The sequence below is a fragment of the Actinospineispora spinosispora DSM 44797 genome, assembly GCF_000429025.1.
Lineage (GTDB): Bacteria > Actinomycetota > Actinomycetes > Mycobacteriales > Pseudonocardiaceae > Pseudonocardia > Pseudonocardia spinosispora.
Map to the genome: position 1 here is coordinate 1 of NZ_AUBB01000021.1, position 26,240 is coordinate 26,240.

The 26,240-nt window shown below is 65.7% G+C and carries 27 protein-coding genes; 14 read left to right on the top strand and 13 right to left on the bottom strand.

Annotated features, from left to right (window positions below; all coding sequences use genetic code 11):
- From G406_RS45570 to G406_RS0108505, 5 genes are all read right to left on the bottom strand, one after another.
- Positions 1–265, bottom strand: a 265-nt coding sequence (locus G406_RS45570) for a transposase (RefSeq protein WP_037075765.1), incomplete at its 3' end; no start/stop codon positions are given.
- A gap of 107 nt (positions 266–372) precedes the next feature.
- Positions 373–1,650: a cytochrome P450 family protein gene (locus G406_RS45575; protein ID WP_084215877.1), complete on the bottom strand. Its 1,278-nt coding sequence runs from the start codon at positions 1,648–1,650 to the stop codon at positions 373–375.
- A 97-nt stretch (positions 1,651–1,747) separates the two neighbouring features.
- Positions 1,748–3,211, bottom strand: a complete 1,464-nt coding sequence (locus G406_RS45580; RefSeq protein WP_051341826.1) for a pyridoxal phosphate-dependent decarboxylase family protein — start codon at positions 3,209–3,211, stop codon at positions 1,748–1,750.
- A gap of 115 nt (positions 3,212–3,326) precedes the next feature.
- Positions 3,327–4,550, bottom strand: a complete 1,224-nt coding sequence (locus G406_RS0108500; protein ID WP_084215879.1) for an acyl-CoA dehydrogenase family protein — start codon at positions 4,548–4,550, stop codon at positions 3,327–3,329.
- 127 nt (positions 4,551–4,677) lie between these two features.
- Positions 4,678–5,154, bottom strand: a complete 477-nt coding sequence (locus G406_RS0108505) for an Lrp/AsnC family transcriptional regulator (protein ID WP_028933490.1) — start codon at positions 5,152–5,154, stop codon at positions 4,678–4,680.
- 234 nt (positions 5,155–5,388) lie between these two features.
- Here G406_RS0108505 and G406_RS0108510 point away from each other — a divergent pair, with 234 nt between their 5' ends.
- Both G406_RS0108510 and G406_RS45585 read left to right on the top strand, forming a co-directional pair.
- Complete coding sequence (locus G406_RS0108510) at positions 5,389–6,945, top strand: acetolactate synthase large subunit (RefSeq protein WP_211241079.1); 1,557 nt, start codon at positions 5,389–5,391, stop codon at positions 6,943–6,945.
- Positions 6,946–7,214: 269 nt separating this feature from the next.
- Entirely contained in the window at positions 7,215–8,018 is an 804-nt protein-coding gene (locus G406_RS45585; RefSeq protein ID WP_245607055.1) for an AfsR/SARP family transcriptional regulator, read from the top strand.
- Between the two features lie 40 nt (positions 8,019–8,058).
- Here G406_RS45585 and G406_RS0108520 read toward each other — a convergent pair whose 3' ends face one another.
- Complete coding sequence (locus tag G406_RS0108520; RefSeq protein WP_028933492.1) at positions 8,059–9,246, bottom strand: acyl-CoA dehydrogenase family protein; 1,188 nt, start codon at positions 9,244–9,246, stop codon at positions 8,059–8,061.
- A 197-nt stretch (positions 9,247–9,443) separates the two neighbouring features.
- Here G406_RS0108520 and G406_RS0108525 point away from each other — a divergent pair, with 197 nt between their 5' ends.
- The 5 genes from G406_RS0108525 (at position 9,444) to G406_RS0108550 (ending at position 13,620) form a co-directional block, all read left to right on the top strand.
- On the top strand, positions 9,444–10,412 hold the full coding sequence (locus G406_RS0108525; RefSeq protein ID WP_169736650.1) for a R2-like ligand-binding oxidase: 969 nt from the start codon (positions 9,444–9,446) through the stop codon (positions 10,410–10,412).
- A 106-nt stretch (positions 10,413–10,518) separates the two neighbouring features.
- Positions 10,519–11,250, top strand: a complete 732-nt coding sequence (locus tag G406_RS0108530; protein WP_211241080.1) for a class I SAM-dependent methyltransferase — start codon at positions 10,519–10,521, stop codon at positions 11,248–11,250.
- A 93-nt stretch (positions 11,251–11,343) separates the two neighbouring features.
- Positions 11,344–11,631 carry an antibiotic biosynthesis monooxygenase family protein gene (locus G406_RS0108535; RefSeq protein ID WP_028933495.1) on the top strand — a complete coding sequence of 96 codons (288 nt, stop codon included), beginning with the start codon at positions 11,344–11,346 and terminating at the stop codon, positions 11,629–11,631.
- An 805-nt stretch (positions 11,632–12,436) separates the two neighbouring features.
- On the top strand, positions 12,437–13,063 hold the full coding sequence (locus tag G406_RS0108545) for an isochorismatase family protein (RefSeq protein WP_028933497.1): 627 nt from the start codon (positions 12,437–12,439) through the stop codon (positions 13,061–13,063).
- A 23-nt stretch (positions 13,064–13,086) separates the two neighbouring features.
- Positions 13,087–13,620, top strand: coding sequence for a YceI family protein (locus G406_RS0108550; protein WP_028933498.1), 534 nt, complete (start codon positions 13,087–13,089; stop codon positions 13,618–13,620).
- 171 nt (positions 13,621–13,791) lie between these two features.
- On the opposite strand, the gene G406_RS0108555 is transcribed toward G406_RS0108550, so the two are convergent.
- From G406_RS0108555 to G406_RS45590, 3 genes are all read right to left on the bottom strand, one after another.
- The gene (locus tag G406_RS0108555; protein WP_028933499.1) at positions 13,792–14,265 is read right to left on the bottom strand and encodes a MarR family winged helix-turn-helix transcriptional regulator; all 474 of its coding nucleotides are present in this window, start codon (positions 14,263–14,265) and stop codon (positions 13,792–13,794) included.
- Between the two features lie 193 nt (positions 14,266–14,458).
- A complete protein-coding gene (locus G406_RS0108560; protein WP_156934745.1) occupies positions 14,459–15,118 on the bottom strand; it encodes a DsbA family oxidoreductase in 660 nt (219 codons plus the stop codon).
- 230 nt (positions 15,119–15,348) lie between these two features.
- Positions 15,349–16,368, bottom strand: a complete 1,020-nt coding sequence (locus G406_RS45590) for an SLAC1 family transporter (RefSeq protein WP_156934746.1) — start codon at positions 16,366–16,368, stop codon at positions 15,349–15,351.
- Between the two features lie 869 nt (positions 16,369–17,237).
- Here G406_RS45590 and G406_RS0108570 point away from each other — a divergent pair.
- From G406_RS0108570 to G406_RS45595, 4 genes are read left to right on the top strand one after another with little or no spacing between them, the layout of a single operon-like run.
- The gene (locus G406_RS0108570; protein ID WP_281172413.1) at positions 17,238–17,987 is read left to right on the top strand and encodes an AfsR/SARP family transcriptional regulator; all 750 of its coding nucleotides are present in this window, start codon (positions 17,238–17,240) and stop codon (positions 17,985–17,987) included.
- 58 nt (positions 17,988–18,045) lie between these two features.
- Entirely contained in the window at positions 18,046–18,879 is an 834-nt protein-coding gene (locus G406_RS0108575; protein WP_028933502.1) for a mycofactocin-coupled SDR family oxidoreductase, read from the top strand.
- A gap of 43 nt (positions 18,880–18,922) precedes the next feature.
- Complete coding sequence (locus tag G406_RS0108580) at positions 18,923–20,047, top strand: LLM class flavin-dependent oxidoreductase (protein WP_028933503.1); 1,125 nt, start codon at positions 18,923–18,925, stop codon at positions 20,045–20,047.
- A gap of 14 nt (positions 20,048–20,061) precedes the next feature.
- A complete protein-coding gene (locus tag G406_RS45595) occupies positions 20,062–21,498 on the top strand; it encodes an FAD/NAD(P)-binding protein (protein WP_211241081.1) in 1,437 nt (478 codons plus the stop codon).
- Positions 21,499–21,544: 46 nt separating this feature from the next.
- Here G406_RS45595 and G406_RS0108590 read toward each other — a convergent pair whose 3' ends face one another.
- The 4 genes from G406_RS0108590 to G406_RS45600 all read right to left on the bottom strand — a co-directional run bounded on the left by G406_RS0108590 (position 21,545) and on the right by G406_RS45600 (position 25,058).
- A complete protein-coding gene (locus G406_RS0108590; RefSeq protein WP_028933504.1) occupies positions 21,545–22,921 on the bottom strand; it encodes an FAD-dependent oxidoreductase in 1,377 nt (458 codons plus the stop codon).
- A gap of 145 nt (positions 22,922–23,066) precedes the next feature.
- Complete coding sequence (locus G406_RS0108595) at positions 23,067–23,738, bottom strand: TetR/AcrR family transcriptional regulator (protein ID WP_169736651.1); 672 nt, start codon at positions 23,736–23,738, stop codon at positions 23,067–23,069.
- A complete protein-coding gene (locus tag G406_RS57745; RefSeq protein WP_028933506.1) occupies positions 23,735–23,947 on the bottom strand; it encodes a hypothetical protein in 213 nt (70 codons plus the stop codon). The genes G406_RS0108595 and G406_RS57745 overlap by 4 nt, the downstream gene beginning before the upstream one ends.
- A gap of 103 nt (positions 23,948–24,050) precedes the next feature.
- The gene (locus G406_RS45600) at positions 24,051–25,058 is read right to left on the bottom strand and encodes a cupin domain-containing protein (protein WP_084215882.1); all 1,008 of its coding nucleotides are present in this window, start codon (positions 25,056–25,058) and stop codon (positions 24,051–24,053) included.
- Between the two features lie 22 nt (positions 25,059–25,080).
- Here G406_RS45600 and G406_RS0108610 point away from each other — a divergent pair, with 22 nt between their 5' ends.
- From G406_RS0108610 to G406_RS59315, 3 genes are read left to right on the top strand one after another with little or no spacing between them, the layout of a single operon-like run.
- Positions 25,081–25,566 carry a ferritin-like domain-containing protein gene (locus G406_RS0108610; RefSeq protein WP_037075768.1) on the top strand — a complete coding sequence of 162 codons (486 nt, stop codon included), beginning with the start codon at positions 25,081–25,083 and terminating at the stop codon, positions 25,564–25,566.
- 33 nt (positions 25,567–25,599) lie between these two features.
- Entirely contained in the window at positions 25,600–25,932 is a 333-nt protein-coding gene (locus tag G406_RS59310) for an SH3-like domain-containing protein (RefSeq protein ID WP_028933508.1), read from the top strand.
- Positions 25,932–26,240 carry an SH3-like domain-containing protein gene (locus G406_RS59315; protein ID WP_028933509.1) on the top strand — a complete coding sequence of 103 codons (309 nt, stop codon included), beginning with the start codon at positions 25,932–25,934 and terminating at the stop codon, positions 26,238–26,240. Before G406_RS59310 ends, G406_RS59315 begins: the two co-directional genes overlap by 1 nt.

Consider the following 26,240-nt stretch of genomic DNA (forward strand, 5'->3'; position numbering starts at 1 on the left):
TGGACCGACTTCCGTTTCGCACATTGGTTGAGTCCCGGTCCGGCTCCGCCTGATTTTTCTTGTGCCCGAGATGCTCGGTCATTTCCTCGTCAAGCGCCGCTTCCAGCACGTTCTTAGTGAACAGTTTCAGCAGACCGTCCGGGCCAGTCAACGCCAATCCCCGTGCCTTGGCCTCGGCCACCATCGCCGCCGCGGCGGCCTGCTCCGGCGACAACCGCGCCGGCTTCTCGTCACGCTTGCCTGGACTCACAAGGTCCGATGTCATCACTCACAGTGCCCATCCCGCCGGACCTCAGCCCGGCGTGTCGGGCCGGAAACACCGATCTTGGAACAGTCCCGGCCGGTCGAGGAAGCGGGCGTGGAGCCCTGACGTCATGAGGCTGGCTCGTGGCGATTGCGCGCGGCGAGAGTGACATTCCCGGGTGACAGACCGGGGCCGGTTGAGACCCGCGAGCGACTCAACCGCACCGGCAGCGTGACCAGACCGCGAATCAAGGTGCTATTGCGGTAGACCGGCGACGGCGCGGCCGGGTCGAGGGTCAGACCAGGGAAGCGTTCGATCAGCCTGCCGAGAGCGATCCGGCCTTCGAGCCGAGCGAGCGGGGCGCCGAGGCAGTAATGGATGCCGTGGCCGAACGCCAGGTGGGGATTGCTCGGGCGCCGAGGGTCGACGGTGTGGGGGTCGGGGAAACGGGTGTCGTCGTGGTTGGCCGCGAGCAGGGAGATCAGTACGAGCCGGTTTGCCGGGATGGTGACGTTCCCGATGGTGACCGGCACTGTGGTGTAGCGATTGGTCGCGGTGTTCAGCGGACTGTCGAACCGCAGCAGCTCCTCGACGGCGTCGGGCAGCAGGGTGGGCTCGGTCCGCAGCTGGTCCAATCGGGTCGGGTCGTTCAGCAGGGCGAAGACTCCGTTGCCGATGAGGTTCACGGTGGTCTCGTAGCCGGCGACGATCAGCAGAAAGATCATGTTGATCAGCTCTGTCTCGGTCAGCTGGTCGCCCTGGTCGGTCGCTCGGATCAGCATGGAGATCAGATCCTCGTCGGGCCGTCCCCGCTTGTCGGCGATCAGCTCAACCAGGTAGACGGCCAGCTCGGTCTGCGCCTCGACGTACTTCGTCGGATCAGCCTGGTCGACCAGCAACGGGTCGATCCAGTCGCGTAACCGTGGGTGATCGGCCGAGGGTACCCCGAGCATGGCGCCGATCACCCGGATCGGCAGCGGCAGCGCGTAGGCCTCGATCAGGTCGACGGCCGCGTCCCCGGACATGGCGTCGAGCAGGTCGTCGGCGATGCGCTCGATGGCCGGGCGAAGGCGCGTCACGGTGTGAGCGGTGAAGGCCTTGCTGACCAGCCGCCGTAGCCGGGTGTGATCGGGTGGGTCGGCGCTGAGCATGTGCTCGGACATCGGCGTGGAGTGCGCACCGGCCAGCTCGGGCGGGAACAACCCGATGACGCGGTGGAAGTCCTTGCCGAGCCGGGGGTCGCCCAGCAGCTGCCGGGCCTCGTCGTAACCGGTGACCAGCCACACCGGCACTCCACCCCAGGCCAGCGCGGGGCTCACCGGTGCATCGGACCGTAGCTCCCGATACAGCTCGTGCGGATTCTGGACGAACTCCCGGCCCAGCCTTACTCGTTCTGACCGCTGCATGAGGTTCAGCGCAACACAACCCGATCAATGATTCGTCAAGACGGTTTCGTTATCGTGGGCCTGCTCGGAGCGGCCTTCGATACGTTCGTCAGCGAGGTCACCTTTCATCGGCCGAGTCCGTGACGCGCTGGTCGAGCGCAACAATCCGATCGAGCAGGGATTCCAGGGTGGTGCGGCAGGTGGCCGGGGCCATGACCGTCAGTCGCAGGTAGCGTCGGCCGGCCAGTTCGGTCGAGCTCAGGTGGTAGCTGCCCTCGTCCATGAGTACCTGACGCAGCCGCGCATGGTCACCTGTGCCGTACCGGAAACAGACGATATTGCTCTGCGGTTCGTAAGGGAGTTCGAATCCGGCGCGCCGTCGGGCGATATGCCAGAACAGATGAGCGGTCTCGTAGCACTGGGCGACATAGTCTCCGAGACCCCGTTCACCGCGCCAGGCGAGGTTGAGGAATATCTTCAGTCCGAGCGCCGCCTTGGTCCCTTCGACCGTCCGCCGAAGCTGGTCGAAACCCTGGTCGCCGTAGAACAGATAGGACGCCTGCTGTCGGAACGCCGCATCGAGAGCGGCCTCGTCGCGGACCAGCACCGCGGCGGCCACCCCGGACGTGCGCAGCATCTTGTGTGCATCCCAGACGACCGAGTCGGCGAGCTCGATCCCGTCGAGCAAGTGCCGATACCGGTCGGACAACAGCGCTGACGCCCCGTGAGCTCCGTCGACGTGGAACCATATGCCGTTCTCACGGCAGAACCGACCGACGGTGACGAGGTCGTCGTAGAGACCGCTGCCGGTGGTACACGCATTGGCAACCAGCGCGATCGCCGGCTGAGGGTGGTCCAGTATCTCCGGCAGCCGAGTGGAGTCGATGCGTCCCCATTCGTCCACCGGCAGAGGGCGAACATTGTCCGCGCCGAGCCCGATAATGCCCATCGCCCTGGTCAGCGAGTAGTGCGTCGCAGGGGACGCCCACAGTACGAACGTGCCCCCGACCGCATCCGTCCAGGCATTCGGCGCCACTGAGGACCGGGCGGCGAGCAACGCCGTCAGATTGGCCAGCGAACCGCCGTGGGTGAGTACGCCCGCGCCACGGGTGAATCCGACCTTGTCCAGCATCCATCGCAGTACCTCGAACTCGACGGTCGCGGCGGCAGCGCCCATCTCGTAGATCGACATGACGTTGTTGGTGACGCCGTGGATCAGGTCGCCGAGTGCGGCCGGGAAATCTGGGGACGCGACCTGGTGGGCGAGATAGGCCGGGTGATGCATGCGGACGCCCTCGTCGAGGTAACGATCGAGGAACCTTTTGTAGGACTCCGCTGTCATGCCGCCCTCGCGCAGGTAGCGGCGGATGTCCAGGAGCCTCGCAATCTCACCCGGCGGTCTCCGACGCAGCACCGGGGTCTCACCCGCCTCGCTGCGCTCCACATGCCGGGCCAGACGCCGCACCGTCAGGTGGGCGGACCTCTCGAACGCGTGGGCGTCCCACCGGCCACTCCGAGTCGGTCGGGGCGTGCCGATGTCTCCGTCCGAACCGCCCTGTTCATCCCGCTCCGCATTGGTCATCGCATCCTCCGCGCCGCCTCTTCGGCCCTCGATGGTTCGGCTCAGCCCGCTCGGTTTCGGGCAGCTCGAAGGGCCCCGCGCCACGTCCGCTGACCGTGCGGTCCGCACCTGTCGATCAGACCAGTGGACTGATCTGATCGGGCCGGTCGAGCATCGCCTTGCCGTGGATCTCATATCCGACGAAGGAGTTGAGGCCGGCGTGCCGGGCGCCGGTGTTGGCGTCCCGCCAGTAGCGTTGCAGCCGGTTGGACTCGGCGAAGCTGGCGGCGCCGTGTGCGTTGAGCAGGATCTGCAGCGTGTGCAGCACTTGCTGGGCGGCATAGCCGAGTTGAGCCCGCATCTCGGCTCGGGCGAGGTACCCGAGGCCTCCGGCATCCGCGTCGGGGCCGGCGACGAGGCTGGCGTCCAGCTGATCGGCGACGCTGTAGGCGTGCAGCCGGGCCGTCTTGAGATGCAGGGCCGCCTGGGCGATCTGGATCTGGAAGCCGACCGACTCGTCCTGGCGGGTGAAGAACGTATGGTGCATGCCTTTGGCCGAGGCCTGCTCCACGACGAGGTCGAGTGCGGCCTGGCCCAGCCCGAGCAACGGGCCCAGCAGGGCGGCGGTGGCCAGCGTGGCGAAGGGGAGTCGGTACATCGCCTCGTCGCTAGGCGCCGGCCAGGTGCCTTCGACCAGCCGCGTCATGGACAGAAACCGGTGTTCGGGGATGAACAGATCCTCGCCCAGCCAGGTGTTGCTGCCGGTGCCGCGCATACCCACGGTGTGCCATGTGTCCTCGAGGGTGAGCTCGTCGACCGGCACCAGACCCATCCCACCACCGACCGCCGCGCCGTCCTCGTCCGTCAGCAGCAGAGCCACCGTCGCCCAGTCGGCGTGGTGCGCACCGGACGCGTAGGACCACCGCCCGCTGACCCGCACCCCACCGGGCACCGGTCGAGCCAGGGCCGGCGTGCCGCCCCCGGCCAGGAACGCGGTCGAGCCCACGCCGAACAGCTCTTCCTGCGCCTCCCGGGAGATCCGTCCGGCCAGCCACTGCGAGACCGACTCGAGCGCGACCACCCAGGATGCCGAGCCGTCGGCCGTCCCCAGTGTCTCGGCCACCGCAAGCACGGTGCCGATGGTGCTCTCATGTCCACCCAGCCGCCGAGGCACCAGCATCCGGAACAGACCGGCCTCGGCCAGTGCGTCCGTCACCACGTCGGGCATGCGCCGGGTCGCCTCGGCCGAGCCGGCCTGCTCGCGCAGTAGCGGCCGCAAGGCTGCCGCGCGCTCCAGCAGGTCGGCCGGGCTCAACGCGCCCAGGACAACAGGAGAGGTAGTCGCTTCGGCGGCGGTCACGGGCCCTCGTCTCGACCGGGTACTGGGGACGACGAGCGAACCACGCGAGGTTCGACAACGTGTTGATCCGCACGTCCCCGGCGTCCCCCGCCTCCGATCCGCGACGTTCACGGCGCGGCAGACGAGCTCACTTGTTCCGTCGCTCGTTCGGCTTGATCGGTAGGCGGCCACCTGGCTTCACCGTCTTCATGGCGATCTGTGAGGTGATACGGGAAACGGCGGGCAAAGTGGCCAGATGGGTGATGTAGGAGCGTTCGTAAGCGGCCAGGTCGGCGACCGCGACGCGTAACAGGTAGTCAGGTTTACTGACCATTCGGTGGCACTCGACGATGTCTTCGACGTCTTGGACCGCCGATTCGAAAGCGGTGATCGTGCTCTCGTCGATGGGGCTCAGGTCGATGTAGACCAGGACGTCGAAGCTGCGGCCGACTGCCCTCGGGTCGATGACGGCGCGGTAGCCGACGATGATCCGCTCATCTTCGAGGCGTCGTACGCGTCGAAGGCAGGGTGAGGCGCTGAGGCCGACGCGATGTGCAAGCTCCAGGTTCGGGAGCCGACCATCGGTCTGCAAGAGGTCAAGAATTTCACGATCAAGCGTATCCATGGCATCAGATGCTACGAACGCGGCGCCCCGGCGGCAAACTAGGGGCCATATTTCAACCTGAGGCACATAAGATGGCTGAGGTAAGCGTGCATCCTCACCGGGAGTGCCACGCTGTCGGGCGCGCCGTGATCGAGCGCGAGATGTGGGCTTCCTCCTCGGGTATGGCGTTGAGGTGGTCCGAGTGCATTTTTTTGAGAACGGCGGAAGACCCGTGATGGTGAATGGAGAGCTGTTATGGCGGACGAGCTGACCGGGGCTGAAAGTCTTGTTCATACGCTGGTCAATAACGGTATTGAAGTGTGTTTCGCCAACCCCGGCACTTCGGAGATGCATTTTGTCAGCGCGTTGGATCGGATCGACGGAATTCGCCCTGTGCTGGGCCTGTTCGAGGGAGTGGTCACCGGGGCCGCCGACGGCTACGCCCGCATGACCGGGCAGCCGGCCGCCACCCTGACACATCTGGGGCCAGGGATGGCCAACGGGCTCGCCAATCTGCACAACGCTCGTAAAGCCCAGTCACCGGTAGTCAACGTGGTCGGTGACCACGCCACCGGCCACCAGCGTTTCGACGCTCCCTTGACCGCCGACGTCGAGGCTTTCGCCCAGCCCGTCTCGCATTGGGTACATGCCGTTCGCAGCGCCCGGACCGTCGCGGCCGACGCCGCACGGGCGGTCCGTGCCGCGCGAACCCCGCCCGGACAGATCGCCACGCTGATACTTCCGGCGGACACTGCCTGGAGCCAGGCGGAGCGTCCCGCGCCCGCCCTACCGGCGCCATCACCGGCGTCCGTGGCCGATACGGCGGTCACCGAATCGGCCCGTGCGCTGCGTCGTGGGCGCTGCGCCCTGCTGCTTCGCGGTGACGCCTTGCACGGTGCCGGTCTGCGCGCGGCCGGCTCGATCGCCGCGGCCACCGGTGCACGGCTCGTCAGTGACACGTTCGCTCCCCGGGTCGAGCGTGGCGCGGGCCGCGCGGTGGTCGATCGCATGCCTTACCGGGCGGCTGACGCACTCAGGTACCTGGACGACGTCGAAACCCTGATTCTCGTGGGCTCCCAGCCGCCCGTCGCCTTCTTCGCCTACCCTGACCAGCCCAGCGAGCTGACCCCCGAACACTGCACGACGCTGACGCTCGCCCATCCCCACGAGGACGGCACCGCCGCGTTGAACGCGCTGGCAGACGCCGTCGGTGCCACCGGGATGCGGCCGCCCGCCGAACAGTGCGATCGTCATGAGCCACTCAGCAGCGGTCCGCTCGACCCATACAAGATCGCCCGGCTGGTCTCCCGCCACCTGCCCGAGAACGCGATCATCAGCGATGAGGCCATCACCAGTAGCTTCGGCGCCTATCCGCTGCTCGGTCGAGCGGCGCCACACGATGTGCTGCAATGCACCGGCGGCGCGATCGGCGGCGGCCTTCCCTTGGCAACTGGGGCCGCGATCGCCTGTCCGGACCGCAAGGTCGTCAGCCTCGAAGGCGACGGCAGCGCCCTGTACACCCTGCAGGCGCTATGGACACAGGCACGTGAGCATCTCGACGTACTCACCATCATCTACGCCAACCGCTCGTATCAGGTGCTCGAGCAGGAGCTCACGCTGCTCGGCGCGGGCCGGCCCGGGCACAAGGCGCATAGTCTGCTCGACCTGCACAACCCCGAGCCCAACTGGCTGAAGCTGGCCGAAGGCATGGGTGTCGAGGCCCACCGCGTCGACAACGTCGAAGCCCTCGACAAGGTTCTCCGCACTGCCATGCGTGATTCGCATCCTCAGCTCATCGAGGCTGTGATCTAGTGCTCCGCGCCGTGGCATCTCCAACACGTAATCGCGCCCTATCGCGTACCGGCGTCGAAAAATTGCGGAAACGCCGTTACGAAATGGCGTGACGGCAATTCCACGCCCCACCCATGTCTATGTTATTGCAGTCGTCCGACACTACTGGGCGACTACGAACGGGGCGAATGAGTAGTTCTAAGAGTCTGCAAGTTAGGCTGGCTTACACATCGGCAACGAGATGACGTAGTAGGCCGGCGATCGTCACCGTAAAGTGTAAGGGGACGCACGTGACCGATCCGATTAGATTTGGACTGCTGGGGCCGGTGGAAATGTGGTGTGGCCAGCGGGAGATCTCCGTCGGCTCACCTCAGCAAAGAGCGCTGCTGGCGATGCTGCTACTGCGGCATGGAGAGCGCCTCGGGCTGGGCGAGATCGTCCGGGCATTGTGGGGCGAGGAGATACCACGCGGTGCGTATGCCACGGTTCGCACCTACGTCTCCCGGTTACGCCGCATTCTGGCAGGCGTGGCTGACGGAGCCTCCGGACCGCTCGACATCCGCACCGAGGCGGACGGCTACCGCATGCTGGTGGAGCCGACCGCGATCGATCTACACAATTTCCGGGCAGGCGTCGCTTCAGCCCAGCGAGTATGGGGGCTCGGCCAACCGCACCATGCCGCTCGCCAGCTGGCTGGAGCGCTGTCCCTGTGGCGGGGCACCCCGCTGACCGGGCTCGGTCACATCAATGGACCATTCTTCAGCCACCAGCGAACCTGGCTCGAGCAGCTACTGATCGAGGCCACCGAGGAACGGCTGACGGTGGACATCGAGATCGGCAACTACGCCGACGCCGCCGCCGACCTCAAGGCAGCGGTGGTGGAGCACCCTTATCGGGAGCGGCTGTGGGAACTGCTCATGCTGGCGTTGTATCGACTCAGCCGCCAGGCTGAGGCATTGGCCGCCTATCGCGAGGTCAGTGGCAGGCTAGCCAGTGACCTCGGCGTCCGACCCGGTCCCGGCCTGCAACGCATCCACGCCCGCATCCTGGCCACCGATCCGGAGCTGATCACCGGTCTGCCCTCGGCGGTCTGACGAACTCGCGCCAGGACAGCGGCGACCCGGTCGTGCGGTTTCACAGGAACGTCGGCCTCGGATCGAGCCCCAGAAGATACTTCCCGACATCCTCGAAATGCGCTTTACGGCCCTGTGCCTGCTGCGCGAGGGTGTGGATGTCGCGGAACCGTCGCTCAAACGGATGGCTCTCGAAGATGGCCGACGCGCCGGCGGCGTCGTAGACGATATCCACGGCTTCCTTCGCCTGATGAATTGTGTAGGTCGAGGCGAGCCGAAGGGCGACGCGCTGCTCGAGTGTCGGCCACATCTGGTCCTCCAGACGGGCGGCGACCTCCGCTACCGTGGTCCGCAGATAGAGACGCGCCGCACGCAGCCTGCCTTCGCATTGCGCCACCTCTGACTGGACGACGCTGTCGTCGCGCAGCGCGTGGTCGATGCCGATGCGCGTTTTGTTCTGAGCCAGGTCTAGGAAAGAGTCCACGACGGTGCGAGCGATCCCGAGAGCGACGCAGGCAAATCCGGAGGAGAACACCATGCCACCGGGGAGTCGGTAGATCGGGCTCGAGTCGAGTTGTTCGGACTCGACGTCGCGCAGGCAGGTGTAGGCGGCGGGCACGAACAGGTCGCGCAGGACGAAGGAATCGCTGCCGGTCCCGCGCAGGCCCATGACATGCCACACGTCTTTCATCTCGGCCTGTGATTTCGGGTAAAGGACGGTACGCCGCTCAATCTCACCCCGTGCATTCCGTCGTGGCGTACCGTCGGGCTCATCGACGAGGCAGTGTGCGCCGAGCCACGTGGCGTGGCGACTGCCGCTGGCGTATTGGCCTGAATAGTTGACGATGTACCCGCCCTCGACAGCTCGGGCGTGTCCACCGGGGTCGGGGCCCCAGGCGAGCACCCCGTCGGGTTTTCCGAATATGTCACGCGCCACGGCGTGATCGAGATAGCCCGAAACCATGGAACAGCCGGCGCTTTGATTGATGCACCACGCGGCGCTCGCGTCATGTTTTGCGATCTCCTCGACCACGCGCAGGTAGCTGAGAATGCCGAGCTCGCCGCCGCCGAGCCGGCGCGGTAGCAGCATGTGGAACAGGCCGGCTTCGCGCAACGCGGCGACGACGCCACGCGGCAGCTCGCGCCGGTCCTCTTCCTCGCCCGCCGCCGCGGTAAGTACGGGTGCCAGCGTCTGTACGCGAGGTAAGTAGTGTTCGGGCGATTGTGACTCGGTAGCTGTGTGCGACATCCGATTTCCCCCACTGTGGACTCCGAGTAGGTCAAGGCAACTGTCTCAGAGGTGAATCACCGAACTTTAGCGATCGTTGGTCGACGAACTTTCAACCCTAAAGTCATCTGGTGATTGTGGAGTCGCACCATGTTGACAGAATGCTGATCTCGACCAGTCAAGCTGGTACACCCAGCTTGCGGAGGAGACCGGTATCGTTGTCCATCACCTGGTCGAGGACCTTGTCGATCGAAACACGACAGAACGAGCTCGTCGGCTTGCCCTCGGGCCGCCTGCGGATCGATTCGTTTCCCATGTATCTACTGCGTCTGGGGAACCAGAAGTTCTGGATTCCCGATCATATTGATTTCACCCAGGACATCGAGGACTTCGAATCCATGGATGTGTCGGCCCGGCAGACGGTGCGCATGTTGGTGGCCGGGCTGGTGGCTGGCATGGAGCCCGCGACACGGGATGTCGAGCCGTTCGCGCGGGCCGCGGCGGCCGAGGGGCGGCTGGCCGACGAACTCTACTTGAGCCAGTACGCCTTCGAGGAGGCCAAGCATGTCCGGGGCCTTCGGCTGTGGCACGACGCCATCGGGCTGACCGGAGAACTGCACGAGTACGTCGAGGACCGGTCCGACCACACCGCGATCTTCGCGGAGGCCCAATCCACGACCGCGTTCGCGCTGCTGGGCGATTCGTCGCCGGCGGCTCAGATTCGCGCATCCGTGGTGTACAGCCAGATCGTCGAGGGGACCCTTGCGCTGGCCGGCTGCCAGATGTGGCACGAAATTCTGGCCGGAACCGGAGCGTTGCCCGGGATGACGCGGATGCTCAAGAAGATTGCCGGCGATCAGCGCCGTCATACGGCCTGGGGCACCTTCACGTGCCGCCGGCACGTGGCTGCCGCTGACGCGAACTGGAACGTAGTCCTGAGATGTGTCGAGGAGCTGCGTGAGCCGGCGATCGATCTGCTCGTGGCGCGCAGGCGCGCGCTGGACGAGGAGAGCGAACGCGGCCTCCCCGGCGCCGACGTCCACGAGCTGGCCACCAGGGTGAACCGCGCCCTGGACCACCGTCTGGCGCTGATCCACTCGGCCCTCGGCCGCTCTCCCTGGGAAATCGACGGAGACTGCTCTCCGGTGGAACTCGAGGACCGGCTCGGCGAGGAGTCAGCTGGGTGAATCGTCGTTCCGGTTTACGGCAAGGGTCAGAGAAAATCCGGAGCAGGCACTTTCGGGGTGTGGAAATATGGGTTTCGAGACTGATGACACATCGTATGACCTTTATATGGGCCGCTATTCCCGGGTACTGGCTCCGCCGTTCCTGGAGTTCGCGGGTGGGAACTCCAGGAACGAGCTTCGGCTCGCGCTGGACGTCGGTTGTGGACCAGGCGCGGTGACGAATGTGTTGGCTCGGCGGCTCGGGCCCGACGCGGTGTCGGCGATCGATCCGTCGGAGTCGTTCGTTGCGTCGTTGCGCATCGCCCTCCCCGGAGTGGACGTTCGCGCGGGGGTGGCAGAGGAGCTGCCGTTCGTAGAGGGTCGATTCGACCTCTGCGTCGCGCAACTCGTCGTTCACTTCATGGCCGACCCGGTCGCCGGCCTGGCGGAGATGACGCGGGTGACTCGTTCTGGCGGTACCGTCGCCGCCTGCGTCTGGGATCATGCGGAGGGCGGTGCGCCGACCAGCCGATTCTGGCGGGCCGTAACAGCACTCGATCCCGGGTGTGCCGGCGAGCCGAGACGGGCCGGGACGTGGCGTGGGCACCTGGTCCAGCTATTCGAATCAACGCGTCTGACTCGGGTGGAGGCGGGCACGCTCACCGTGCGCGTACGGTACTCGTCCTTCGACGAATGGTGGGAGCCGTACCTCCTGGGGATCGGCCGCGCCGGCGAATACGTCTCCAGGCTGAACCAGAGCGGTCGAAACGCCTTGCGAGAAAAGTGCCGGGAGGAGCTACCGGCAGGTCCGTTCGACATCAGTGCGACGGCGTGGGCGGCCCGAGGTGTCGTCGCCTGAAGCGGAATTATGACTCACGTTGACGGGTGGCGAGCGTCGCGGCGACGGAAAGTCGTCAATGCCCTGTCAATATCGACACCTAGGATCTCGTTCGTGATCATTGAGATTGCCACCCTGGATGTACAGCCCGGACGCGCGGAGGAATTCGCTCAGGCATACCGGCACGTGCAAGATCTGCTGACTGCGTCAGCAGGTTTTCGGTCGGTCCGCTTGACTCGAGGTGTGGAGAACCCGTCACGATTTGTTGCGGTGGTCGAGTGGGACTCGGTCGAGGCTCACGAGGAAAACTTCGTCAAGACGGAGCGATTCAGCAAGTTCGCTGCCCATCTGACGCCGTTGATGTCGGCGATGCCTGCCGTCGAGCACTTCGCCGACTGCTGATCCCAGGAGGCCGATAGCTCCTCGACACCGAATGGACATCCGGCGCCGCCAGGAGATCACCACCGCCTGAGGGTTGTTCCTCGGCCCGAGATCAGCCCTCATGCGGTGGTGATCATGACCGTGCTGTGGCGAGCAGGTTCAGTTCGATGAGGGACACGGCGCTTCGCCGCTGTGACAGGGGGAGCGTGATACGCGAGCCCCGGCGCTGCAGACGCCTCACCGGCCGAGTCGAACGAGTTGCGACTGTAGTCGATCTATGCCCCGATTAGTTAGTCCGTTAATATGACGATATAGCTGGGCAACGGGCAGTGAACATTGGGAGCTGAGGTAGGTGGATCCGCGTCAGGTCAGAGACGAGGGCAACTGCCATGACGAGCTGAGGAGCAGTCAAGGACCAGGTAGAACACCAGACGGGGGTCGAGTTCGTCGACCGGTCGGCCACGGTGCCCCGCCGCGGCCGCCGTCCGACAGATCTTGCGATGGTCGCCGATCCATGATAGTCATGGAAAATGTCTAATCGACTAGCTGGTGATGGTCCTTGATGTCGGTGGGGTGCCGGTTCGATGCCTCGTTCGCTCAGGGGTCAACTCTCCGTGAGGGTTGATGCCCGCCGGCGGCGCGGACCGTCCGGGCTCGATCTGGCGGGCGCTCAAGACCATCCGGACGTCGCGGAGTTCCTGGACGCTGTCGATGTGCAGCGTCTCGGCGGTCATGCCTGCGCGATCGTGTCGGAAGTGCGCGCTTCGCCGCGTCCTGACCGGCACCGTACTACCAATCAGATGCGTTCTCGATGTGAGGAGAAGTGATGTCCGGAAACAAGTTCACCGAGCGGCTGACTCGGGACAACGCCGCGGTGGTGCTGGTGGACCACCAGGTGGGTCTGTACAGCGGCGTTCGGGACATCCCGGTGGGCGAGCTGAAGCACAACGTCGTAGGGATGGCCAAGGCCGCCCAGGTGTTGGGGCTGCCGTTGGTGGTCACCACGACGGCTGCCGAGAGCATGTGGGGTCCGCTGATCCCCGAGCTTGCGGCGGTACTGCCCCAAGAGCTGCAGGTGATTGATCGGTCAACGGTGAACGCCTGGGATGACGAGCGGGTGGTGAGCGCGATCCGGGCGACCGGGCGCAAGAAACTGATCATCTCCGGGGTGTCGACCGAGGTGTGTCTGGCGCTGCCGGCGCTGGCGGCAACGGCCGAGGGCTTCGATGCCTATGCCGCGATCGATGCATCCGGAACGTTCTGGCAGACCAAGCGGGAAGCCGGCCTGGCCCGGATGGTTCAGGGCGGAGTCATCCCGGTGGACTACTCCAACGTGATGGTCGAGATTCTGGGTGACAATGCCCACCCGTTGTCCGCGGATGTCTACGCGGCTCTGGACATGCCGTTCGCGGTGCTGGTGGGTCAGATCGCCGACGCCTACACCAAGAACTGAACTGGGTCGGGGGTCGGCACGAGATGGGTATAGAGATTCCGGCCGGCCGTTATGCGGTCGATCCGGTTCATTCCACCGTCGGTTTCGCGACCCGGTTCGTCGCGGCCAGGGTACGCGGCACGTTCCCCGCGTTCACCGGCGAGATCGAGATCGCCGAGGACCTGACGAAGTCCTCGGTGACGGCCGAGGTCGAGGTCGGTTCGCTCACCACCGGGACCGCGGCTCGGGACGAGCACCTGCGCAGCGTTGACTACTTCGACGCTGACCGGTACCCGAAGGCGTTTCTGCGCTCCACGGGCTTGGAGGTGGACGGCGAGCGTTACCTGCTGGCCAGTGAGCTGACCGTTCACGGTGTCACGAGAAACGTGGAGTTCGTGCTGTACTTCCTGGGGGACGGTGAGGACCACTATGGCAATTTCCGCCTGGGGTTCCGTGCACACACCCGGGTTCCCCGGTCCACGTTCGGTGTGTCGGGAAATGCCGTGCTGCCCGGGGGTCTGCAGCTGGTCGGCGACGCCACCGACCTGACGTTGGAGATCTCGGCGATCCGGCAGTGATGATGAGAGGTGCGTCGCGGCCCGGGCGTAGGGCCGCCGCGCCCGAAGGCATCACCGCGTGACAAAGACGTCCCCAGGAGACGGGGGCCGGGCGAACTCGACACGCTCGGCCCCCGTCGCTGCATGCCCAGCCGGGAAAGTGGCGCCCGCGCAGCGCTCCGGCCCAGACTGTCAGTAGTCGGGCGAGATATCCTCGTAAGCGGATTGATGTTCGGTAATTTCGAACAAGGTGCGCATGAAGTGTCGGTAGTTCTCAGGTCCGACGAGCTGCGCCAAGCGTTTCTGCATGGACACCAAGATCGCATCGGCCGCGCGTATCTGAGCTAGGCCATGTTCGGTCGGGTAGACCAGCTTCGCCCGACGATCGCGCGGATCCGGACGCCGCTCGGCGTAGCCCAGGGCGACCAGATCATCAACGAGGGTTCCGATGTTCTGTTTGCGCTGACGGGTCAGGCGAGACAATTCACTCAGGCGCACACCGTCTGTATCCAGGTAGGCGAGGATGGTTCCGTGGCGGTGCTTCAGGTCGTCATACCCCAGGTCGGCCAGTGCGGCGAATAGCTCACGCTGTACGGTGAACAGTAGCTGGCCCGCAAGTACTGACAGATCAGGGTCGTCTTCGTGTCGTTCCGCACGGTCCGCCATTCGCTGTACTCCTATCTTTCGTGCGGAACCGTCGCCAATAACCAACGGCGGTCACTGCCTTCTATAATAGGTCGTATCGGATGATGCGGCTCGCCGAAATCTGGGTTCGATTCTGAGAAAGTCAGTGCGTAAAGCCATAGCGGGTGGCGGACAGAAATTTCATACCATGTTCAGAGCCGATCGAGCTCACGCCTTAGTGCAGGTGTTCGGCGAGGAGCTTTTCGAGCGTCCGTGGGTCATCGGTGTGGATACGCGGTATCCCCCGAATCCATTCGTGGTCGGTCAGACCCGGGTTGTGGGCCGTGAAACCGTCGGGGAAGAACAGCTGGGGGCTTCCCTGAATCGGCAAGGTCTTGCTCGTCTCGTAGTCACTCAGTACGTCGGCGCGCACCGGTTCTTCTCGCCAGACGCATAGCACTTCGCCGGCGTCCAGCTCGCCGTACTGCCGGGCGAGTTCGAGTGCGCGAGTGAGGCCACCGAGGATGCTGACGTCGACGCTGTCGCGGAAGAATGCCAATCGCAGTGCGTAGTCGACGTTCTCGGCCCCACGCGCGCCGTGCACTCGACGGGCGGCGGCCACCAGCTCGAACGCGGGCAGGAAGGTCGACGGCCACGACGGGTCGGTGTAAGCGCCGAAGATCGTCGGTTCATGGTCGGCCAGAACAGCCGTCTCGTGAACCACGATATGCCGAGGGGTGCCTTCGTTGTTGACCAGTTCCAGCGGCCACGGCCTCGGATCGAGGATCACGCCGGGATGGCCGCCGTCACGGGCCTGCCGAAGCCGATGAACCACGGTGGTCGCCCACGGGCAGTGGATGTCGGACCAGATCGTCACCGTGGGGGTGCTTGTCATGAACTGTTCCTCCCGCTGGATACGAGGTGTGGTTTGGTCGTTTGCTGCGGCGATGGGGTGTAGCGGTACCGGGCTCCTGATGTCGGGCGGGCTGGACAGCTCGGCAGGAACGCGGAAAGTACGGATAGAAGCAGACGGTCATAATACTTTACTTAAAATGTGGCCGATCTGCCCCCTCAGATCGGGATCAGCGGTCGGCCGATCCGGGTGAGCTCAGGTCGGTGGCGGCGTCAGGCTCGTGGAGTCCGTACGAGGAAGCTGCCGAGGGCCAGAGCTCGAATTGTGCCGATGGTCAGCCCGAGTACCAGCAGCGTTATCGCGGCGAGCACTGTGTCCGCCAGTGGCATCCGGATGCCCGGACGGCTCGCGGCGATCAATCTCAGGGCCAGCGCGGCGACAGTCGCGTAGGAGAAGCTGAAAGCCCAGAACCCGGCGGAAAAGGCCAGATCTCGGTATATCCGGACGAGTCGCAGCTGAACCAGCATCATGAGCACGGCATACCCGGTGAGGGCGCCACTGAGAAGGTCCCAGTGGTCGCCGTTGAGTAGCAGGACAGCGTTGGCCGCTACGGCTGGAGGCGCGGCTTCGATCGCCAACGTGGGCAACAGCGGGGCGGGTAGGAGTGGTCGCACGAACAGTCGTCCCAGGACGACCGAGCCCAGGGAGAGCCAGCAGATCATCCCGATCCCGAACGCGCACTGGGCCAGCCCGCGCTGACCAACGGCGGCCAGTGGGCCGGCGGCTACCAGGCCGCCCGCGATCGTGGGCAGGAAATAGCCCGGATGCCAGTCGTCGAGATGGCCTTCCTCCATGATCCAGCCGGCCGTGAGCCACCCACCTAGACCGAGGGTCAGGAAGGCGAAGACGTCGACGATGACCCGTCCGGCGTCGGGGGCGACGAGGGCGAGGGCAGCTCCCAGGAGCATCCCCACGATCGGCGGCAATGAGACGAACGGTCCGTACACCGGGTGGCGCAACTCAGCGCCGAGCCGAAGGCGGCCCGGTCGAAACTGCGCCCCCCACGCGACCACGAGTACGGCCCAGACCAACGCCGATACGCAGAAAAGTGCTGTAGCGGGCCAGGCCGGCGCCCACCGCTGGGCGTGGGCGAACTGCCAGCAGTTGGCCAGCCCTGCGAACCCGAACGCGATGCTGAAGAGGTTCGGCGTGACGCGAATCCGGGTCGCTGTGGGCTCGGTGGGTGTCGGGTGGGTTCGGGGTGAATGGTTCTGGTCCGACTCGGCGGTCATCGTGGCCACCCCATCCTCAGCGATCGATACCGCGGTGTGATTGTCAACCGAGCTCCTCGACAGGTAGGCCTCAGCGTTCGTCGAGACGGCCGAGAGCGATGGTGGCGCAGCCAGGGGCGTCGAACCGCCGACCGAGGGCCAGTGCTCGTTGTCCGGCCCGTGGCCTTCTGTCAAACCACTTGTATACTGATCCTAATACATTACGAGTACGATCCGTTGCGACGCTGTGTGCGATGGCAACGAACGGTCGCCGGCAGGGTCGGTGACTGTTCTCCGTGACGTGGCGGTAGCCATCTTGGTTAGTCATCGTCTGATGAATTGCCTGCCTGTGGCGCGTGCAGAGCCGCATCGCGAGGTGCGTGGCCGCGCCGCGAGCTCGGCACGTGATGGCGAGTCGCCGATACCGAGTTGCTCGCCGATCCTAACTCGTTCGAGTGTTGCCATAGTCATAGATTTTGACCAAAACTGAATCTGAGCCTACCGTCGAGTTCGTATCGATCGAGGAGCCCTGGCCGTATGTCTCGCAGTCGTGGCCGAGCAGTTGCGGTGTCGTCGGGACGCCGTGGGGCGCTCGGCCGCGCCTCGACGGAGAGTGCGGCCTCGATGGAGATCGACTCAGTGCCGCTGGCCGAGGGGCCGCCGTTGACGGACCGGCGTGCGAGCGGGGGCCGGGGTGCTCCGTACGGCGTTCCCGATGGTCCGGTCGGTTCTCGAGGTTCGTCCGACCGGTCGCGGTCGAGCCCGGACGGAGTCGGTCGTTGTGGGCGTCAGCCTGAATCGGGACACGGGGAGGGGACCGGCAGGTGCTAGAGGACGAGGCCAGGTTCCAGTTGCTCGGCCCGGTGCGGGCCTGGCGGGGGCACCGGGAGGTGCGCACGGGCAGTCCACAGCAGCGGGCGGTGTTGGCAATGCTGCTGCTGCACGACGGTCGGTCAGTCTCGTTCGATGCCATCGTCGAGATGTTGTGGGGTGCGCGGATTCCGCCGGCAGCCGCTGGAACCGTTCGGACTTACGTATCGCGGATCCGTTCGACGTTCGGTGGTGCGGGTGGGGACGAGGGCAAGGTGCGGCTTGAAGCTTATGGGGACGGGTATCGGCTGATAGTCGATCGCTCCGCTGTCGATGTCGATCTGTTTCGCGGTCATCTCGCTCAAGCGCGCCTGGATCGGCGATACGGCGATTTGGTCTCGGCGGCTCGGCGGCTGGAGGAAGCGCTCGTGCTGTGGCGCGGCCGACCGTTGGCCGGCATCGGTAGGCCGGCCGCCGCTGTGGAGCCTTTCGGCGCCACACCGCCCTATTTTCGGGGCCGGATTAGTTGGCTGGAGCAATTGCGGTCCAGCGCGGTCGAGGAGCGATTTGCGGTGCAGATCGAGCTTGGTGACTTCGCCGGCGCGATCAAGGAGCTCGAGGAGGCGGTAGCCACTGACCCGTACCACGAGCGGATGTGGGAGCTGCTGATCTCAGCCCAGCGTGGTGCGGGCCGAATTGATGACGCGATGGCCAGCTTTCGAGTGATATGTCGGCGGCTCGATGATGAGTTCGGGTTGGGTCCTGGTCCGGGTTTGCGCGAGCTGTATCGGAGGTTGCGCGCCGATCCGGTCGGTCGGAGTGCGAGATAGGCCCAATCGCTCGGTCGCATCCTGACTCCTGTGTATCCATGACCGACGGAGGATGAGCATGGCAAGGCGGATGGCGGGTAAAGTCGCTCTGATTTCGGGTGCCGCGCGCGGACAAGGGCGTCACCACGCGGTGCGGCTGGCCGAGGAAGGCGCCGACATCATCGCGTTCGATATCGCGGGTCCGGTTCGAGCGCAAGGTGCGCCGGCGGCGTCGCCCGCCGACCTGGCCGAAACTGTGCGTCTGGTCGAAATGCATGACCGCCGTATTCTTGCGACCCAGGCCGACGTGCGCGACTCGGATGCCGTGACCGATTTGGTGAACCGTGGCGTGACCGAGTTCGGTGGCCTTGACATCGTCGTTGCGAATGCCGGAATCCAGGGTAATCCAGGACCCGTCGCGGAGCTGCATCCGGCGGACTGGCGGGCGGTGGTCGAGACAAATCTGAGTGGCGTCTTCCATACGGTGCAGCCCGCCATCCCGCACCTGGTCGCGCGCGGTGGTGGCTCGATCGTGATCATCAGCTCATCCATCGCTCTGCGAGCGGTGCCGAACCTGGCGCCCTACGGGACCGCGAAGGCCGGCCTCGCCGGGCTCATGCGGACCTTGGCGCTGGAGTTGGCGGAACACTCGATCCGGGTGAATTCGGTCAACCCGACCACGGTCGGTACGCCGATGTTGCTGAACCCGATCAACTTCGGGCTTTTTCGACCCGATCTGGACGATCCGACCGAAGAAGACGTTCGGCCGGTCTACCGCTCTCTCAACGCATTGCCGGTGCCTTATCTGGATCCGGATGACATTAGTAATGCTGTGCTCTTTCTCGCCTCGGATGAGGGCCGCTACATCACAGGTGTCGCGCTCCCCGTCGATGCCGGATATGCGATCAAGTAACTGCCTGCTCAGACAATAATCGACTCAGCGAGGGGAATTCGAAATGAAGATCGCTACCGAAGTTCCGTGGCAGGACCGGCGCTTCAGCGTTCCGGTGGAACGGATTCGACGGTGTGAGCAGCTGGGATTTGATGCGGTGTTCACGGCCGAAGGAGTAGGCAATGACGGGTTGACGCCGTTGGGGTACCTGGCGGCGGTCACCGAGCGGATGAGCCTGGGTACACACATCTCGACGGTGACCGCGCGTCCGCCGACGGTACTGGCCCAGGCCTTGATGACGATCGACGCGATGGCGGGTGGGGGACGGGTCATCGCCGGGCTCGGGAGCGGATTCCCGAGCTCGTGCGAGGGCTGGCACGGTCGACCTTGGGGGAAGCCGGTTCGACGGATGCGGGACTACGTCGACGTCCTGCGTCAGGTGTTTCGTACCGCGGGCGCTTATGACGCGGAGGGCGCATCGATCGAGACGACCGAACTGTTCGATGAGAGCACGCGGTCGCGGTTGGCCACCACGGTCCACTGTCAGAGCCCGGAGTACAGCATCCCGTACGCCGGTCGGGACGCGCTCGGTGTTCGCCCGTGGGTGAGTGCCTTGGATCGCGGGCCGGCTGATCCGCCAGTGGTGCTGGCCGCGGTCGGCCCGCACATGATCTCGCTGACGGCCGAGATCGCGGATGGGTGGTTCCCGTGGGGTTTCGCCCCCGGCATGATGCCCACCTACGAGCCCTATCTCGCGGCTGGGTTTGCCCGCGCGGGAGCGGGCAAACGGCGAGAGGACTTCGATATCTGGGCGATCGTCGACGTGTTGGTCAGCGACGATGTCCGGGCCGGGATCGATATGTTCCGGCGGTACGTGGTGGAGTGGGCGCCGCAGATGCGGCAGCAGACGGAGGCCCTGGGGTTCGCCGGACTGTGCGACCGGCTCTCCGAACTGGTCGCGGCGGGGCGCTACGAGGAAGCGCTCGCCTCGGTGCCGGAGGACTACGTCGACCAGTCCTTTCTCATCGGTTCGCACGCGCGAATAGCGAAGCGGCTCAAGCCGTGGTTGGAGTCGGGGGCGACCGGCCTGGTCTTCCGTTACGGTCCCCAGGTCCAGGTCGGGGCATTCGACCTGGTCGAGGACCTCGATGTGTGGGAGACGATCGCCCGCGCCTCGCACGCCTCCTGACCTGGATGAGCGAAATGGCGGATGGTAGCTCGAGCGATCCGGGATCACTGACGGCGACGGTGGCGATCGTCGGAGGGGGAGCCAGCGGGACTCTCACCGCGTTGAACATACTGCGGGCCAGTCGTGACCCGAACCTGCGGATCGTGCTGTTCGACGCCGACCCCGGTCGCCACCATCTCGGGGTCGCATACGGTACGACCGACGAGCGGCACCTGCTCAACCTCCGAGCTCTGATGATGAGCGCGTTCCCGGACGAGCCTGACCATTTCGCGACCTGGGCGCGCCGCGCCGACCCAAGGTGGGGACCCACCGACTTCCTGCCCAGGATGATGTACGGCCGTTACCTGCGCGATCTCGTGCGGGAGCTGGGTGGTGACAGGCTTCGCGTCGTCAGTGTCCGGGTCGAGGATGTGATCACCCTGGAGGGCGGGTTCGAGGTCGTCACCGACGGTCCGGGTGCCACAGCCTTCGTGCGACACGTGGTGCTGGCGCCCGGCGTCGCCGACCCGCCCCGGCTACGCACGGCCGAGGGAGAACCAGTTCCGGACGCCCGATGGCACCAGCCGACTCCCTGGGACCTCGCCGCACTGGCCGGCGTAGCTGAAGACGCCGCGGTCGTGATCGTCGGCAGCGGGCTCACCGCCGTGGATGTGGCGCTCACGCTGCTGGAGGAGAGTCCTCGGCGTCGGGTGTGCATGGTGAGCCGAGGTGGCGAGCTGCCGAAGGCTCACCTCGACGAGATGCCGGGGGAATGGGCGGTCCCCATCCCGTCCGGAGCGCTGACTGCTGACGGGCTCGCCACGCTCGTTCGCGGCCAGATCGCGCTGGCGAAGGAGCAAGGCGTCAACTGGCGCGCGGTGGTGGACGGCATTCGCCCCCACTCGCAGTCGATCTGGCGTCGGCTGGACGAGAGCCAGCGCCGCCGCTTTCTCGCTGAGTACGTCCGCACCTGGCTCAGGCACCGCAACCGGATGGCCCCGGCGGTTGCCGCGCGGATCGGGACATTCATCGCGGCCGGGCGTCTGACCGTCCACGATGGTGGCCTGCGGTCGGTGGCCGACCTGGGCGAGCGCTGTCGGGTGCGCCTCGCCGAGACCACGCTCGAAGCCGACACGGTTGTCAACTGCACCGGACCGATGACCGACATCACGAGGACCATCGATCCGCTACTGCGAAGCTTGCTCGACAGAGGCACCATCGGGCCCGACTCACTCGGTCTCGGCATGGCCTGTACCGAGCTCGGCGAAGTCATCGCTAGGGGCGGTCGGATCGTCCCGGGTATGTATGTCGTCGGTCCGCCATCCATCGGCACCGTCTGGGAAGCGATCTCCGTGCCGGAGATCCGAAACCAGACCGCCCGGCTTGCCGAGCACCTCACCGGCCCGGTCTCGGGGCATCCACCGTCGGTGCCTGTCGGAGGGCGGGATATCTGGCCGGGCGCGGCTCGCTGAGACGCCGGCCGCCGTGGACCGAGCGGGACCGTTCGGCGGACGATGCTCAGCGCACCGGCGGCATGCTGAGAACCTCGTTCAACGCTTCGGTGGAGGACGGATGGGTGTAGATCGCGTCGCGCAGCTCGCTCGCCGGCACGTCGTGGCGCATGGCGAAGGCGACGAGGTTGATCACCTCTTGAGCGTCGACACTGAGCAGGGCGGCGCCGACGAGGCGGTCGGTCTCGCGGTCGATCAGGAACTTCATCAGTCCCCGGGTCTCGCCGACGATCTTGGGGCGCGGCATCGCGGCGATGTCGGCAATGGGTTTCTCCAGCACCTTGATCGACAGACCCTGCTCGTGGGCCTCTCGTTCGGTGAGGCCGACGCGCGCGAGTGGGGGGCTCATGAACACGGTGAAAGGAACGTGCGTGCGGTCCTTGGTGGAACGGGCCCCGGAGCCGAGAAGCTGGTCGGCGACGACGCGGTTGTCGTCCAGCGAGATGTAGGTGAACTGTGGGCCGCCGTTGACGTCGCCGACCGCGAAGATGTGCGGCTGGCTGGTACGCAGGTGTTCGTCCACCTCGACCGCGCCGAACGATGTGGTGCGCACTCCGGCCCGGTCCAGGCCGAGGCCTTCGGTCGCGGCTTTGCGGCCGGTCGCGGCCAGTACCTTGTCGGCGGCCAGCGTGTGAGTGCGGCCGTCGCGCTGGTAGGTGATCTCCACGCCGTTGTCGATATCGCGTACCAGCGTCACGTGGGCGTCGGTCACGAACTCGACGCCGGCGCCTCGGAGGATCTCCGTGGCCGCGGCCGCGATGTCCTCGTCCTCGCGCGGCATGATCCGCTCGGCGGCGTCGAGCACGGTGACCGCACTGCCGAACTGCGCGTACATCGATGCGAACTCCACACCTACGTAGCCGCCACCGAGGATCGTCAAGCGCTTCGGTAGGTGATCGATAGCGATGAGGTCGGTGCTGGTGAGCAGGTGCTCACTGTCCGCGAGACCGGGGATGGGCGGAACTGTCGGAGCGGCGCCAGTGTTGATCACGATGGTCTCGGCGTGCACCGTCAGGACGTCCTCGCCCCGGGTGACCTGGACCGTCTTGGGATCCAGGAACGCCGCCCTGCCGGTGATCACCGTGACCGAGTCGATCGTGTCGAGCATGGCGAAGTTCGCAGTGCGCAGTCTGGTGGTGAGCACGCGCGTCGCCTCGATGGCGGTGCGGTGACGTTCCCCGGGTTTTCCGGTCCCCGGGTGCTCGGCGTGGTGGACGAGTGACTTCGTCGGGACACAGCCGATGTTGATGCAGGTGCCGCCGTACATCTCGGCGGATTGCTCGACCATGGCCACACGCTTACCGAGTCGCCCCATCGTGGCGGCCAACGATTTGCCGCCTTTGCCGAATCCGATGACCAGGAGGTCGACATCTATTGCGTCCATGCAACCAGCATGCTTCGGTCGCCGATCCACGACTACGTATGAAGAACTCATTTTTCGTCGCGATCGGATCATGGAAGGTCTCGTGATCGTCGGGCTGTGCGATGCACACCGCGTCGCTACGTGGCGGCGTCCAGGTGTGTAGATCTCAGGCGGTCTCAGGCGCTAGCGCGGTGGACAGCAGACTGCCCGCGAGCTTGATCGACGCCAGGAACTGAGCGCGTCCGCCGGTCCTGTTCTTGATGTCCTCGACCTGGATGACGCCGACCACGATTCCCCAGACCACGTCGGCCAGGGGCCCGACCGGGACGTTGCGGATCAGGCCCTTGTCCATCGCCTCGCGCAGGATCGCGCGCGCCAGTCTGAAGTCGGCCCGTCCTTGCAGGTCCAGTGCCTCGAGGGCGGTACCGTCGAGCGACTCGATGAGCCGAGTTTGGTGAAGCAGATGGGTGAGCCGAAAGCGCTCGGGATCGTCCTGATACGACGACAACAATGCGTCGATTAATTCTTCGATTAATTCTTCGGTATTTCCGTAGGCGTTCTCCGACAGACGTTCCAGCAGAACTTCGAGATGCTCTCCGATCTGTACGAATATCGGAAGCATCAGATGAAGGAGGATTTCGTCTTTCGTGCGGAAGTAGCCGTAGAGCGTCGGTTTCGTGATCTCCGCCCGCAGTGCGACCTCCTCCATTGTGGTGGCGATGAAACCTCGCGCTGCGAAAGAGTCCCGAGCGGCGGCCAAGATGCTTTCCCGACGGGCGTTACGCTCACGCTCACGCCTACGGCGGGCCACTGCGGATATCTCGCCGGCGCGAGTCATCGAATCTCCTTGAAATTGGGGAGGATCTCCCTCACGCCGCGGCGGTACCGCCCTGGAACAGAGCCGTCGGGTCGGGTGCGGCCGAGGCGCTCGATCACCACGGCGTCGACGTCGTTGAGCTGGTGAACGCATTTCTTGTGCTGATGGGGCACGTTCACCTCGTAATGCGCGGCGCCGATGCGGGCAAAAGCGAGAATAGCACCTGGCACATCTATTGATCGATTCGCTCAGCGACGATCGCGCAGCCGGGCCGGCGTCCGTGGCACGCAATGTCGGCTGTCCTTGTCCCGGAGGGGCGTCCTCTGCTCGACGTCAGCGCGGCGCCGCGTGCTCGTCCGCGCTGCTCCAACGGTGCTCGCCCGCCGCGTCCTCGCGTCGTCCAGCAGCGGCGTCTCGCCGGAAGCGCGCGGGTGAGGTCCCCAGCGTGGCGCGGAAGGCTTGCGCGAACGCCGACTCCGATCGATAGCCGACCTCGTCGGCCACCCGGGCGATCGAGTGGTCGGAATGCGTCAGCAGGTCGGCGGCCCTCATCATCCGAATCGAGGTGAGCAGTCTGGCCGCGGTGGTCCCGGTGCTTGCCGTGAAGCGCCGGATGAAGGTGGCGCGTGACATCGCGGCCGTGGCCGCCATGCGGTCGAGGGTCCATTGTTCGTCGGGACGGTCGATGACGTCAGCGATCACGCGACCGATCACCTCGTCGGCCATGGCGGTCCACAGGGCCGTAGCACCGAGCCGTTGGTCCGGGCGGCTGCGTAGTGCCATGACGAGCAGCGCGTCGCACAACGCGGCGACGATGGCGCCCGTGCCCGGTCCATCCATGCAGGCCTCGCCGCGAAGCACGTCCGCCAGGGTGAGCGCCGGGGTATCCAGCGTGGCGTGAACCATGGGCGGCAGCAGCCGGAACAGTAGCTCGCCCGCGGCCGAATCAAAGTGGTAGTGGCCGCAGAAAAGATCGAGCTCGGGCTTGGCGTCGGCCGAGCGGCGGATCGGGAAGCTTCCTCCGGCCTCCTCGATGATGCGGTGACGCGGTCCCGAACTCGCCATCACGCGGTGCGCGGCGCCTTGCGGGAGCAGGAGGAGCTGGCCTGGGCCGAGTGCGACGGTGGAGGCACCCGAAGCCACGGTGCACCAGCCGTCGAGTACCAGGTGAAACGGCACCACGCCCGGTCCGGCACGCGGATTGTCGAGGGTGAACTGGCCGGCCAGCAGACAGCGTACGTCCACGTCACTGCCCAGCCGGGCCATCCGAACGAGCCTGCTCACCCCGTCCATGAACCGATCCCGACGAAAGATGATCCGATCACCCGTTGTCCTCCCCATTGAGTCAGTGAACGCTTCAGGTATGACGGGCAGGACTGACGGACACGTGCGTTCCGGCGAGTTCACGGCCACGGAGCAGGCGGCGAGTCTGCAACGGGTGCTGGTGAATCTGGTCGCCCTGCGGCTACAGGGTAAGCAAGCGCAATGGACGACCGTGGCCTCGGGCGGTGGCGCGCTCGGGGGACACCTGGATGAGCTGGTCGACGATCTGGGGAAATCCGGCGACCGGGTTGCCGAACGGATCCGTGAGCTCGGTGCGGTCCCCGACGGCAGGGCCCCGACAGTGGTCGCGGGCGCAGGTCTGGATCCCTTCCCCCTTGGCGAGCACACCGGTCCGGTGGCGGCGCGCCTCGTGGCTGATCGGCTGCGGACCGTGGCGGGTGTCGTGCGCGCCGCGCGGGACGACGTCGACGCGGACGATCCGGCGACCGCGGACCTGTTGCGTCAGATCGTCGAATCCATCGACAGGCACGCCTCGCTGGTCGGTGCCGAAGCAGAGCAGGTCTGATGTCCGGAAGCCCGTGCGAGTCCAGGAGAGTGGATGACTGAGAAGAGCAACCTGGTGGTGCGGCCGCCGCACGACCTGGGTGGGCTGCCCGGAGAGCCGTTGGCCCGGACAGAACACGAGATGACACCGTTCGAGAAGAACTGTCATGCGCTTCTCAACGTGCTTGCCGTGCACAGACTGGTGAACACCGAGGAGAAGCGGCGGGGAGTCGAGGACCTCGGGTCGGAGATGATCTCCACGTTGACCTACTACGAGCGGTGGGCGGTCTCGGCGGCGAAGGTCCTCGTGGAGAAGAAGATCCTCACGAACGAGGAACTGGGCAACCGGATGGCCGAGGTCCGCGCGCGGTTGCTGGCGAACTCGTGATGGCGACTCGATTCCGTGAGGGCGACGAGGTACGAATCTCCGATCGGTACGCGCCGGGTCACGTGAGGACTCCCGTCTACGTGCGCGGCATGCTCGGCGTGATCGAACGTGTGCTGCCTCGTTTTCTCAACCCCGAGCTCGAGGCGTACGGGGTCAACGAGGGAACCGAGACGCAGCTCTACCGGGTACGGCTGAGCCAGAACTCGCTGTGGCCCGATTACGACGGCGAGGCATCCGACGTGCTCGAACTGGAGATCTACGAGCACTGGCTGGAGCCGGTCGCGCCTGCATCGAACGGTAGGGAATGA